Annotated in this window: 11 protein-coding genes and 1 pseudogene; 10 read left to right on the top strand and 2 right to left on the bottom strand. The window is 66.1% G+C overall.

Translation table 11 applies throughout. The features are described from left to right. Positions 1-1,420, bottom strand: a 1,420-nt coding sequence (locus tag AC5RUH_RS16055; protein WP_494129082.1) for a class I tRNA ligase family protein, incomplete at its 3' end; no start/stop codon positions are given. A gap of 142 nt (positions 1,421-1,562) precedes the next feature. Between AC5RUH_RS16055 and AC5RUH_RS16050 the strand changes: the two genes are divergently transcribed. The 9 genes from AC5RUH_RS16050 (at position 1,563) to ndk (ending at position 10,681) form a co-directional block, all read left to right on the top strand. Next, positions 1,563-1,931, top strand: coding sequence for a DUF488 domain-containing protein (locus AC5RUH_RS16050; RefSeq protein ID WP_494022982.1), 369 nt, complete (start codon positions 1,563-1,565; stop codon positions 1,929-1,931). A 253-nt stretch (positions 1,932-2,184) separates the two neighbouring features. Further along, the gene (locus AC5RUH_RS16045) at positions 2,185-2,496 is read left to right on the top strand and encodes a hypothetical protein (protein WP_494129081.1); all 312 of its coding nucleotides are present in this window, start codon (positions 2,185-2,187) and stop codon (positions 2,494-2,496) included. Between the two features lie 70 nt (positions 2,497-2,566). Further along, positions 2,567-3,310: an SDR family oxidoreductase gene (locus tag AC5RUH_RS16040; RefSeq protein WP_494129080.1), complete on the top strand. Its 744-nt coding sequence runs from the start codon at positions 2,567-2,569 to the stop codon at positions 3,308-3,310. Between the two features lie 436 nt (positions 3,311-3,746). After that, a complete protein-coding gene (locus tag AC5RUH_RS16035) occupies positions 3,747-4,223 on the top strand; it encodes a hypothetical protein (protein WP_494129079.1) in 477 nt (158 codons plus the stop codon). Further along, positions 4,207-4,581, top strand: coding sequence for a hypothetical protein (locus tag AC5RUH_RS16030; RefSeq protein ID WP_494129078.1), 375 nt, complete (start codon positions 4,207-4,209; stop codon positions 4,579-4,581). The genes AC5RUH_RS16035 and AC5RUH_RS16030 overlap by 17 nt, the downstream gene beginning before the upstream one ends. 440 nt (positions 4,582-5,021) lie before the next feature. Continuing rightward, positions 5,022-8,303 (top strand): isoleucine--tRNA ligase, encoded by a 3,282-nt coding sequence (gene ileS, locus AC5RUH_RS16025; protein ID WP_494129077.1) that lies wholly within the window; start codon positions 5,022-5,024, stop codon positions 8,301-8,303. A gap of 15 nt (positions 8,304-8,318) precedes the next feature. Beyond that, positions 8,319-9,671, top strand: coding sequence for a bifunctional folylpolyglutamate synthase/dihydrofolate synthase (locus AC5RUH_RS16020; RefSeq protein ID WP_494049866.1), 1,353 nt, complete (start codon positions 8,319-8,321; stop codon positions 9,669-9,671). A gap of 8 nt (positions 9,672-9,679) precedes the next feature. Next, on the top strand, positions 9,680-10,189 hold the full coding sequence (locus AC5RUH_RS16015; RefSeq protein ID WP_494129076.1) for a DUF4233 domain-containing protein: 510 nt from the start codon (positions 9,680-9,682) through the stop codon (positions 10,187-10,189). 75 nt (positions 10,190-10,264) lie between these two features. Further along, positions 10,265-10,681 carry a nucleoside-diphosphate kinase gene (ndk, locus tag AC5RUH_RS16010; protein WP_493977451.1) on the top strand — a complete coding sequence of 139 codons (417 nt, stop codon included), beginning with the start codon at positions 10,265-10,267 and terminating at the stop codon, positions 10,679-10,681. 125 nt (positions 10,682-10,806) lie between these two features. On the opposite strand, the gene AC5RUH_RS16005 is transcribed toward ndk, so the two are convergent. Further along, the gene (locus AC5RUH_RS16005) at positions 10,807-11,481 is read right to left on the bottom strand and encodes a vitamin K epoxide reductase family protein (RefSeq protein ID WP_494129075.1); all 675 of its coding nucleotides are present in this window, start codon (positions 11,479-11,481) and stop codon (positions 10,807-10,809) included. A 394-nt stretch (positions 11,482-11,875) separates the two neighbouring features. Between AC5RUH_RS16005 and AC5RUH_RS16000 the strand changes: the two are divergent. Then, a pseudogene (locus AC5RUH_RS16000) lies at positions 11,876-12,163 on the top strand (hypothetical protein); the annotation flags it as partial.

Raw genomic sequence — 12,163 nt, 5'->3', positions numbered from 1 at the left:
GGTTGCCGGAGGCGTCCAGCGGGTACCAGACCGGGATCGGCACGCCGAAGAAGCGCTGGCGGGAAATGAGCCAGTCGCCGTTAAGTCCTTCGATCCATTTCTCGTAGCGCGAGCGCATGAACGCCGGATGGAATTCGATCTCCCGCCCCCGGCTGATCAGCCGTTCCCGCCGGTCCGCGTCGCGACCGCCGTTGCGGATGTACCACTGCCGTGAGGTGACGACCTCCAGCGGCTTGTCGCCCTTTTCGTAGAAGTTGACCGGGTGGGTCATCTTCTGGGGCTCGCCATCCAGTTCGCCGGCCTCGGACAGCAGCTCCACGATCTTCTCCTTGGCGGAGAAAACGGTCTTGCCGGCCAGCTCGGCGTAGTTCGCCTTGCCTTCCTCGGTGGTGATCCACTCCGGGGTGTCGGCCATGATGCGCCCGTCGCGGCCCACGATGGAGCGGGTGGGCAGCTGCAGTTCCCGCCACCACGTCACGTCGGTCAGGTCGCCGAAGGTGCAGACCATGGCGATGCCGGCGCCCTTGTCGGGCTTGGCCAGCGGGTGGGCCTTGACCTCCACCTCCACGCCGAACAGCGGGGACTTTACGGTGGTGCCGAAGAGTTTCTGGTAGCGCTCGTCGTCGGGGTTGGCAACCAGTGCCACGCAGGCGGGCAGCAGTTCGGGGCGGGTGGTCTCGATGTGGACCTTTTCGCCGTCGGCGGTTTCGAACGCGTAGCGGTAGTAGGCGCCGGGCATCTCCCGGTCCTCGAGCTCGGCCTGCGCCACGGCGGTGCGGAACGTGACGTCCCAGAGCGTGGGGGCCTCGGCCACGTAGGCGTCGCCGGAGTTCAGGTTGGCCAGGAAGGCACGCTGGGAAACGGAGCGGGACACGTCATCGATGGTCCGGTAGGTCAGATCCCAGTCCACCGACAGGCCAAGGGTGCTGAAGAGGTTCTCGAAGACCTTCTCGTCCTCCACGGCCAGGGTTTCGCAGAGCTCGATGAAGTTCCGGCGCGAGACGACGTCGAAATCGCGCTGGTTCTTCGCCGGCGTGGCAGGCGGCTGGTAGTCCGGGTCGTACGCCACCGACGGGTCGCAGCGGACGCCGTAGTAGTTCTGCACCCGGCGCTCGGTGGGCAGGCCGTTGTCGTCCCAGCCCATCGGGTAGAACACGTTCTTGCCGCGCATCCGCTGATAGCGGGCCAGCACGTCGGTCTGGGTGTAGGAGAACATGTGTCCCACATGCAGCGAGCCCGAAGCCGTCGGCGGGGGAGTGTCGATCGAGTAGACCTGCTCCCGCGTGGTCTCGGGATTGAACTTGTAGGTCCCCTCCTCGCGCCAGCGCCGGGTCAGGGCATCCTCAAGGCCTTCGAGGGCGGGCTTGTCGGGAACGTTAACGGTAACGGGCGTGTCTGTGCCCGGGGTATGTTCTGCCATGCTGGCCATTCTTTCATGCCGGGCAGGGAATGAAGATTCTGCACGACGGCGGCGCAGCACCTGATTGCCCCGGCTCGCCGCTAGGGCCGGGGACGGCGTGCAGACCTACCCGCCGCAGCGGGTGAATGCGTAGGATGCGCCCATGGCGAACGTTCACATCAAGCGCGTCTACGAACCCGCCGACGACGGCGACGGCTACCGGGTGCTGGTGGACCGGATCTGGCCGCGGGGCATCAAGAAGGAGGGCGCCGGGGTGGACCTGTGGCTGAAGGAGGCGGGAACCTCGGCCGAGCTGCGCAAGGAGTTCAGCCACCGGCCGGAGAAATTCGACGCCTTTGCCGTGGCGTACCGGCAGGAACTGGACGGTTCGGAGGCGCTGGAGCGGCTGGTGGAGCTGGCGCGCGAGCAGCCCAAGCTCTGCCTGCTGTACGGGGCCAAGGACAAGGAGCACAATCAGGCAGTGGTGCTGCGCGGGATGATTTTGGAGCACCTCGGTGTGGAATCCGGCTGACGTACCGCGGAACACCCGGGGCGCAAGGAACAGCCGGGGCACAAGTGGCGAAGGCAGGGGCGACGGCGGGGCGCCTCCGGCCACGAGGCACCGTGCCGGGGGCCTCGCCGCCTTCGCGCTGCCGGCTGCTGCGGCCTTGGCCGCTTCGGTGCCGGGGTGCGGTGCTTACGCGGGGCCTGGCGCGGCCCCTCCGTGTCTCCCGCCGGAATATTCAGTCAGTCCGACGGATGCCCGGCCAGGACAGACCGTCACCGTGGCGGCTGCCGACGCCGACTGCAATCCCCGCTACGGCAGCAATGCGCAGATCGAGGTGACAGTGGTGGACGCGTCGGGAGCGGAAATCGTCAACGCCACCGCCCCTATGAACGACGGCGGCGGCTTCAGCTACGCGTTCGTCATCCCCGAACAAGCGGCCGCGGGCGAGGCGGCTGTGACGGCCATGCCCCGTCACATCGACTGGTGCGATGACACCGGCCGGAACAACAGAGCCGCCACGGTTGCCGGCGGCCAACTGGAAAGGGCGGCCTGCGCGGTCCCCCTTAGACCGCTCACCGTCGAGCGGTGAAGTCGCCCGAAGTCGCGCGGTGAATGCCACGCCTGAACCACTTTCTTCGTCTGCCGCTACGCTGTGGTTCATGACCAGGCGCGCAATAGTCACCGGAGCAAGTTCGGGTATCGGGGCAGCTACCGTTCGGGCGCTGCGGGGAAGCGGCTGGGACGTGGTGGCAGTTGCCCGCCGCGCCGAGCGGCTGGCCGCCCTCGCCCGGGAGACCGGCGCCTTCGCCATGCCCGCGAACGTGACCGACCAAGCTTCAGTGGACCGGCTCGCAGCTACCGTCTTGTCCGACGGAGGGATCGACGCGCTGGTGAACATCGCCGGGGGAGCATTCGGCGTGGACACCATCGGGGAGGGAAAGCCGGCCGATTGGCAGAAGATGTACGAGGTCAACGTCCTCGGCTCCCTGCGCATGATCCAGGCATTTCTTCCGGCTTTGCGCGCTAACGGCGAGGGATCGGTGGTGCTGCTGACGTCAACGGCCGGGCTGGTGGCCTACGAAGGCGGTGGAGGCTACGTAGCAGCCAAGTTCGCCCAGCACTCGATGGCCAATACCCTGCGCCTGGAAGAAGCGGAACACAACGTGCGCGTGATCGACATCCTGCCCGGCCTGGTGCAGACGGAGGAGTTCTCACTGAACCGGCTCGGCGGTGACCGGCAAGCGGCCGAGAACGTCTACGCCGGTGTGGAGAAACCGCTGCTGGCCGAGGACGTAGCCGGCGTCGTGGCGTACTCGCTCAACCTGCCGCATCACGTCAACCTTGACCAGATCGTCATGCGTCCCGTGGCCCAGGCCGCCGCGCACAAGCTGATTCGGAAGTAGCACTTCCGGTCGGTAGCCTTACCGTTTCGGGCACAACAGGAAGTTTCTGCCTGAGACGTGTTCCGAACGGAATAAAGTGGTGCCATTGCAGCGCGAGCGAGCGCGTTCCTGACTGTCCAACGCTGGGGAGTGGACGGAGGCAACTACAAGCGGAGTCTAAAAGAGCGCACAATAGTTTCAATGTGCCGCCTCACCTTCTTAAAGGTGGCAGACCGATTTGTCGCTCCGGAGTTCAATCGTTCCTTTGTGGAGGTCGCGGAGATGAGCGCCGGATTGCACACTCCTTGAAATAAATGAGCAGCAATAAAGCAACCTCAGACTCTATGCAGTAGGGTCCTTCTCAAAAGGTTCCTGAGAAGCGAACAACCAGGACCAAATCTATTATTTGAGGTGACAGCGATTGGACGGGCCGGGGTGGTGGGATTGGTTGGGTCTGGTGGGAACTGCTATTGGTTTCCTCGTAGCCTTCATTCAGCTATCCCGAACGCGAAAAGCAGCGGCTGCGGCTACCGAGGCCTTGGGTGCGGCCCAAGTGAAGCTCAGCGGGGACGCTTTGTCCGCGGCCATGCCGGTGCTTCGGGATCTGCAGGCTGATTTGGACCTCGCAATAAGTGCCAACGAAGCCGAAGCAGCTCAGCGCGCCCTGGTCAGATTTGGGCATGCAGCCCATGAAATTGCATCTCTTCTCGAAAACATCGAGGAGGGAGCGGCGAAGCTCATTGAAAGAGTGAAAGTCGCAGGTGGTCGAGCGCTCGACGTTAAGCAATCGCTTGCTGGCAAGCAAAATCCAGACGTCGCCCGCACAGCTAAGGCTATTTCGGCAGAAATAGGAAAGCTGTCCAGTGAATTGGCGGGTGTCGTTGCCCAGATACGCTACAAGTTGCAGGAGGACCCTGATGTTCGAAGAAGATGAGTGGATGCAGCTCGTGACGGAGCTCATGGCAGCAACTCGCTCCAATGTCCTGAATTGGTCGGAGCAGGATGATAGTGCGATAGCCGTCGTCGGAGACAGCTCATACGAGATCGGATCTGTGGACGAGGACGGCCGAATCCCTTACTTCTTGGGTGTCAGGATCCGTGAGAATGATGTCACCACAGAAATCGCGAGACTCGAATCAGAGCCTGTAAGTGAAGATCGGGACTGGACTGCCGGCGAGAGACTCGTTGAACTGCGGAATCTCGCATTCCGTTCAGCGAAAGGCGCCCCGCAGATATTTGGGAAGCTCCTGGCGGAACTGAAGAAGGCTGGCGGCAATGAAGCGCCATTCTAACAATCCCGCCCATCAAGATCTGAACGCATGCGTCGGCGCTAAGAAGTAGGCTCCCTGGGCATGAAGATGTTTGCCACGCAGGGAGTGGACGGTCTCATCTCCAGCACGTATTTCGCCCGCGTTTCGACAGCCGCGCCGCCAGGGCCGTAAACTTGAGTCATCAGCGCTGACCCGGCCATCACCGGTGAGCTTCCGGAAGAACAGCCCAGGCCAACATCCTGGGCCCAGTAGAACCGGACGGGTATGCCCGTCACAGCAGCGAATGAGTGGCTGTCCCTTTGCACCGGTTCCGGCGCATCAGGCCAGCAAGTGAGGTGGTACCGCGGGTTCCGCCCCGGCAGCACGGTGAGGCTTTTCCAGCCGCACCGGAGGCACCGGAGCAGGGCACGTCCTCGCAGAAGTACCCACACTTGCCGAGCTGTCTTTCCAGGATGACGAACATGCCACAGATCTATCCCAAGGCTTCCACCGCCGGCGCTGCCGCTGCCGAGAGCTCGCCTAAGTTCCCCGAGATCGAGGAGCTGGTGCTCAAATACTGGCAGCAGGACGGCACCTTCCAGGCCTCCGTCGATGCCCGCGACGCCGGCAGCGACGGCAGCAACGAGTTCGTCTTCTATGACGGCCCGCCCTTCGCCAACGGCCTGCCGCACTACGGCCACCTGCTCACCGGGTACGTCAAGGACCTGGTTGCCCGTTACCAGACCCAGCGCGGCCACAAGGTGGAGCGCCGCTTCGGTTGGGACACGCACGGGCTGCCGGCCGAGCTGGAAGCCATGAAGCAGCTGGGCATGACGGACAAGCAGCAGATCCTGTCCATGGGCATCGACAAGTTCAACGACGCCTGCCGCACCTCCGTGATGAAGTACGCCGACGAATGGCAGAACTACGTCACCCGCCAGGCCCGCTGGGTGGATTTCGAGAACGACTACAAGACGCTCAACGTCGAGTACATGGAGTCGGTCCTCTGGGCCTTCAAGCAGCTGCACGAAAAGGGCCTGACCTACCAGGGCTTCCGCGTGCTGCCGTACTGCTGGCGGGACGAGACTCCGCTGTCCAACCACGAGCTGCGGATGGACGACGACGTCTACAAGATGCGCCAGGACCAGACGGTCACGGTCACCTTCCCGATCCGCGCCGACGGGTCGGACAACGCGCTGGCGGCGGAGCTAGCCGGCGTCAACGCGCTCGCCTGGACCACCACGCCGTGGACGCTGCCCACCAACGCAGCCCTCGCCGTCGGGCCCGAGATCAGCTACGCGGTGCTGCCGGCCGGCCCCAACGGGACGCAGGCCGCGGGGGAGAAGTTCCTGGTGGCGGAGGACCTGCTCGGCTCCTACGCCAAGGACCTGGGGTACGACGACGCCGCTGCCGCCACCGAGGCGGTGGCGGCCCGGTACGTGGGGGCCCAGCTGGCCGGGCTGCGCTACGAGCCGCTCTGGGACCACTACGCGGACGCCGCGAAGTGGGGCACCGGCAACGCGTGGCAGATCGTCGTGGCCGACTACGTGACCACCACCGACGGCACGGGCTTAGTCCACCAGGCGCCGGCGTTCGGCGAAGACGACCAGAAGGTCTGCGAAGACAACGGCATCCCCGTGATTGTCTCCGTGGACGAGGGCGCCAAGTTCCTGCCCTATTTCGCCGAGGGCCCGCTGGCCGAGATCGCCGGCGTGCAGGTGTTCGAGGCGAACAAGCCGATCACCCGGGTGCTGAAGGCCGACGGCCGGCTGGTCCGCCAGGCCAGCTACGAGCACAGCTACCCGCATTGCTGGCGCTGCCGCACGCCGCTGATCTACCGCGCCATCTCCTCCTGGTACGTGGAGGTCACCAAGTTCAAGGACCGCATGGTCGAGCTGAACCAGCAGATCAACTGGATCCCGGAAAACGTCAAGGACGGCCAGTTCGGCAAGTGGCTGGAGAACGCCCGCGACTGGTCCATCAGCCGCAACCGCTTCTGGGGCTCGCCCATCCCGGTGTGGGAATCGGACAACCCGGACTACCCGCGCCGCGAGGTGTACGGCTCGCTGGCCGAGCTGGAGGAAGCGTTCGGCACCCTGCCGCGCAACCACGACGGCGAGGTCGACCTGCACCGCCCGTACATCGATGAGCTGGTCCGGCCCAACCCGGACGACCCGACCGGCCAGTCCATGATGCGCCGTGTGGAGGACGTGCTCGACGTCTGGTTCGACTCCGGTTCGATGCCCTACGCCCAGGTGCACTACCCGATGGAGAACAAGGACTGGTTCGACAGCCACAACCCGGCCGACTTCATTGTGGAATACATCGGCCAGACCCGTGGCTGGTTCTACACCATGCACGTGCTCGCGACCGCGCTGTTCGACCGCCCGGCCTTCCGCAACGTGATCAGCCACGGCATCGTGCTCGGCTCCGACGGGCAGAAGATGTCCAAGAGCCTGCGCAACTACCCGGACGTGTCCGAAGTCCTGGACCGCGACGGCTCCGACGCCATGCGCTGGTTCCTGATGGCCTCCCCGATCCTGCGCGGCGGCAACCTGATCGTCACCGAGCAGGGCATCCGCGACGGCGTCCGCCAGGTGATGCTGCCGCTATGGAACGTGTGGCACTTCTTCAAGCTCTACACCAACTCCGCGAACAACGGGGCAGGCCATGAGGCCGTCTCCGTCCTCGGCGATACCGAACGGATCAAGGGCATGGAGTCCCTGGACCAGTTCATCCTGGCCAACACCGGGGACCTGGTCCGCGACATGACGGCCGCGCTCGATGCCTACGATGTTTCCGGCGCCTGCGACGCGCTGCGCGAGTACCTGGACACCCTGACAAACTGGTACGTCCGCCGCTCCCGCCAGAGGTTCTTCGACGAGGACCGCGACGCGTTCGACGTGCTCTACACCGCGCTGGAGGCAGTCTGCCGCGTGGCCGCTCCGCTGCTGCCGCTGGTCACCGAGGAGATCTGGCGCGGGCTGACCGGCGGGCGTTCCGTCCACCTGACCGACCTGCCCGACGCCGGCGAGTTCCCGCAGCTGTCCGAACTCGTGGAACTGATGGACACCACCCGGCAGATCTGCTCCTCCGGCTCGAGCCTGCGCAAGGCCGCGAACCTGCGCGTGCGGCTGCCGCTGGCCTCGCTGACCGTGGTGGTGCCGGGCGCCGAGCGGCTCTCCGGCCAGTACGCCGTGATGATCCAGGACGAGCTGAACATCAAGTCGGTCCGGCTGATCGACGCCGCCGACGCCGCCCCGGAAGAGTTCGGCATCTCGCAGAAGCTGGTGGTCAACGCCCGTGCGGCCGGCCCGCGGCTGGGCAAGAACGTGCAGCAGGCCATCAAGGCCGCCAAGTCCGGTGACTGGTCGGTGGACGACGCCGGTGCCGTCACCGCCGGGGGACTGCTGCTCGAGCCGTCGGAGTACTCCCTGGAAACCGTCGTGTCCGGGGACGCCGCGGCCGGCGCGGCGGTCACCATGCTGCCCGGCGGCGGGTTCCTGGTGCTGGATACCACCGTGACCGCCGAACTGGAGGCCGAAGGCGTGGCCCGCGACTACGTGCGCACCATCCAGCAGGCACGCAAGGATGCCGGACTGGTGGTCAGCGACCGCATCCGCACCACGGTGACGGCGGACCAGTCCGTCCTGGACGCGCTGACCCTGCACCAGGGGCTGGTCTCGCAGGAAACCCTCACCGTGGACCTGGTCCTGGTGGCCGGGGACGGCGACGCCGTGTCCGTGGAAAAAGCCGGATCCTGAAGGGGGCACCAAACCATGAGTGATGAATTCGGCGTCGAGAGCGTCTACGCGGAACTGCTGGGCCGCGCCCCGGAAAACAAGATGGAACCGCGCATGGAACCGCTGTTCCGGGCGATGGACATCCTCGGCGAACCGAACAAGGCCTTCGCCAGCATCCACCTGACCGGCACGAACGGCAAGACGTCCACGGCCCGGATCATCGAGGCCGGGCTGCGGGCGCACGGACTGCGGACGGGCCGCTACACCAGCCCGCACCTGTCCAAGGTGACCGAACGGATCAGCATCGACGGGGAGCCCGTTGCCGACGAGACGTTCGTGCGGGTCTGGGACGAAATCCGGCCGTACCTGGAAATCGTCGACCAGGAATTGGACGCCGAGGGCGCGCCCCGGTTGACCTACTTCGAGTGCGTGACCATCCTGGCCATCGCCATCTTCGCCGACGAGCCGGTGGAGGTGGCGGTGATCGAGGTTGGCCTGGGCGGCATCACCGACGCCACGAACGTGGTGGACGGCCAGGTCTCGGTGATCACCCCGATCTCGCTGGACCACACCGACCTGCTCGGCGACACCACCGAGGACATTGCCCGGGAGAAGGCCGGGATCATCAAGCGCGGCGGCTACCTGGTCAGCGCGGCCCAGCCACTGGACGCAGCACAGGTGCTGCTGGAACAGGCGCGGGACCTTCAGGTGCCCTTCCGCTTCGAAGGCGTGGAGTTCGGGGTCGAGTCCCGCAAGGTCGCCGTCGGCGGCCAGCAGCTGACCATCAACGGGCTGGCAGGCCGCTACCAGGACCTGCTGCTGCCCCTGCACGGCGCGCACCAGGCCCAGAACGCGGCGGTCGCCGTGGCCGCGCTGGAAGCGTTCCTCGGCGGCGGCGAAAAGGAACTCAACGTGGAAGTCCTGCGCGAGGCGTTCCTGGAGGTGACCTCGCCGGGCCGGCTGGAAGTAGTGCGCACAGCGCCGACGATCATCGTGGATGCCGCCCACAACCCCGACGGGATGAAGGCCAGCGCGCAGGCCATCCTGGAGGCGTTCAACTTCACGAAGCTCATCCCGGTGGTCGGCGTCCTGCAGGAAAAGGACGCCGTCGGCCTGCTGACCCAGCTGCGCGAGCAGCTCAGCGACCTCACCGACGAAATCTGCGTCACCGAGTCCAACTCACCGCGGGCCATTCCCGCCGAGCAGTTGGCCGAGGATGCCATGGCCGCCGGTTTCCCCGAGGACGCCGTGCACATCGCGCCCCGGCTCGACGACGCGATCGAATGGGCCGTCGGGCGGGCCGAAGCCGACAACGACCTCGCCGGCGGCGTGCTGATCACCGGGTCCATCACCCTGGTCGCCGACGCCCGCATCCTGCTAGGAAAGTAACAAGATCCATGGCCAAACTGACCAAAGCCCAGCGCGAGTGGCGTCCGGACATGCCGAAGAAACGGCGCTCGATCAAGACGATGTTCGCCTCCACCGTGCTGCTGCTGGAAGCCTTCGTCGCCTTCTTCGCCACGCTGGTGGTGTTCGGGCTCTACCGGGACGACGTGCCGCCGGCGCTGATCCTCGGGCTCGGGATCGGCCTGAGCGTCCTGCTCGTGCTCTGCTGTGCCCTGCTCCGCCGCCCGTCCGGCTACGCCATCGGCTGGGCGATGCAGGTGCTCCTGATCGCCACCGGCATCGTCGAACCGGTGATGTTCGTCGTCAGCGGGCTGTTCGCGCTGTCCTGGTTGTACGCCGTGCGCACGGGCGGCCGGCTGGACCGTGAGAACGCGCAGCGCGACGCGGAACAGGCGGAATGGGAACGCCGGCATGGCCCGGGGGCCGGCACCGCGGCCGGTGCCGCGGAGGGAACCGCCGACGGCCCGGAGGCCGGCGCTGCGGACGACGCCGGGCGCTGACCTGCGCTGCCCGCGCGTCCCGTTAGGATTGAACGGGGTTTTCGGAGCTAATCGTGAAGCGAATGAGGAGAAATTGTGAGCGTTGAACGCACACTGGTACTGGTCAAGCCCGACGGCGTGTCCCGCGGTCTCACGGGCAGCATCCTGGCCCGCATAGAGGCCAAGGGCTACACGCTGGTCGAACTGAAGCTGGTCAACGCCACCCGCGAACTGCTGGAACAGCATTACGAAGAGCATGTCGGCAAGCCGTTCTACGAGCCGCTGGTCGAGTTCATGCTCTCCGGCCCGGTCGCCGCCGCCGTGTTCGAGGGGCACCGGGTGATCGAGGGCTTCCGGTCGCTGGCCGGCACCACCGACCCCACCACCGCGGCCCCCGGGACGATCCGCGGCGACTTTGGCCGCGACTGGGGCGTGAAGGTGCAGCAAAACCTCGTGCACGGCTCCGACTCGCCCGAGTCCGCCGCGCGCGAGATCGGGATCTGGTTCTCCTAGACCCCTGAAGCAGCAGAGGCCGCGGCCCCCGACGGGGACGCGGCCTCTGGTTTATTCGGGTTCAGCCCGGGAAGGCAATCGCGGCGAGTCCAAGCTGTCCCAAGAGCTCAGGAAGACGATTCCGGTCAGCCCAGGAAGGCGTCGATGAAGGCCAGGAAGATCGTCCCGGCGGTCACGATCCACAGCAGGGCGGTCAGGGTCCAGGCCCAGCTGCCGGCGAACCGGACCACCGCCGCCGGCGCCTTGATCACGCCGTGCGCCAGGTTCCGCGCCGTCGTGTGCACCAGCATCGGGATCATGGCGGCCCACACGCCCATGCAGTACAGGCACAGGATGTGGATGTCGTAGAGCGCCTGGCTCCACAACCAGACGACAAAGACGAAGCCCAGCGTGACGCCGGCCTGCAGTCCCATCCAGTACCACCGGCGGAACCGCGCCCCCGCAAGGATCGCCACCGCCGTCGTGATGGGAACCGCGAAGGCGACGATCCCGATCAGCGGGTTGGGGAAGCCGAAAAGCCCGGCCTGCCAGTGCAGGAACACCTTGCCGCAGGAGACCCACGGGTTGATGTCACAGCTGGTCACATGGCCCGGATTTTCGTAGGTCGCCAGCCGCTCCAGGACCAGGATGCCGGACATGATCCAGCCGACAACACCGGTGGCCAGCAGCAGCCACGCGAAGGGTTTCTCCCGGGCAACGCCGGGAACCCCGCTGTCCGGGAGTTGGCCGGGCGCTGGCGCGGCCGGGGATGTGGAGGTCTGCGCGTGGGTCTGCACCGTGTTCCTCGGGCTAGGGGGCATATGGCTCGATTCTACGCCGGAGAGAACGCCCATTACTCACTAAATCGCACCCGGTGTGAGAGAATGATCGTGGCTAATAGCAGCCCCACATGCTGCTGTTGGTCCAGCGACAGGCTTCCAGGTCCGTCGGCGACGCTTCCCGAACAAGGAGCCCATCAATCCGGATGGGCGCTGGGAATCCGCCGGGCGGCCCTGCCGGTGAAGAGAAGGTTACGGCAGACGGAAAAGCGCCGCTGGTCCCCGGGTGTGCCGCGCCCCACGTGATGGCGCGAGCTCGGGTGATACCAAGACGACTTTCGGTGTCGGGCAGCCCAAGGCACCCGGATACCCGGCTACATGCCCCCAAGGGCACCGGGATGTGGCCGGTGCCGCAAGGGTTGGAGCACAACTTTAAATGGACAATGAACAGGTAATTCCCGCTACCTCCTCTCCGGTCGACGCGCCGGAGGTACCAGCCAAGAAACCGCCGCGGCCCCGCCGCAAGCCCACTGTGTCCGCACCGTCGCAGGACCAGTTGGGCGTTGAACTGCCCGCAGCGGCACCTACCGGCACCAACAACGACGGCGATGCCTCCGCCGCTTCCCCCGCGGCCACGGCGCCCGACGCCGCGATAGCCGCCGGGGAACACCCGGCAGGGGAGCAGCCCGCAGGCCAAGGCCCCGCAGGCCAGGGCCCCGCAGGC

Source organism: Arthrobacter sp. Y3223166, from assembly GCF_059090935.1.
Note: the sequence above shows the minus strand (reverse complement) of the source record. Positions and strands in the feature narration are given on the sequence as shown.

Excerpts from the sequence above, each read along its gene's own strand:
- AC5RUH_RS16050 (WP_494022982.1), top strand. The coding sequence starts at position 1,563 with ATGGCGAACGTTCACATCAAGCGCGTCTACGAACCCGCCGACGACGGC.
- AC5RUH_RS16040 (WP_494129080.1), top strand. The coding sequence starts at position 2,567 with ATGACCAGGCGCGCAATAGTCACCGGAGCAAGTTCGGGTATCGGGGCA.
- AC5RUH_RS16030 (WP_494129078.1), top strand. The coding sequence starts at position 4,207 with ATGTTCGAAGAAGATGAGTGGATGCAGCTCGTGACGGAGCTCATGGCA.
- ileS (WP_494129077.1), top strand. The coding sequence starts at position 5,022 with ATGCCACAGATCTATCCCAAGGCTTCCACCGCCGGCGCTGCCGCTGCC.
- AC5RUH_RS16020 (WP_494049866.1), top strand. The coding sequence starts at position 8,319 with ATGAGTGATGAATTCGGCGTCGAGAGCGTCTACGCGGAACTGCTGGGC.
- AC5RUH_RS16015 (WP_494129076.1), top strand. The coding sequence starts at position 9,680 with ATGGCCAAACTGACCAAAGCCCAGCGCGAGTGGCGTCCGGACATGCCG.
- AC5RUH_RS16005 (WP_494129075.1), bottom strand. The coding sequence starts at position 11,481 with ATGCCCCCTAGCCCGAGGAACACGGTGCAGACCCACGCGCAGACCTCC.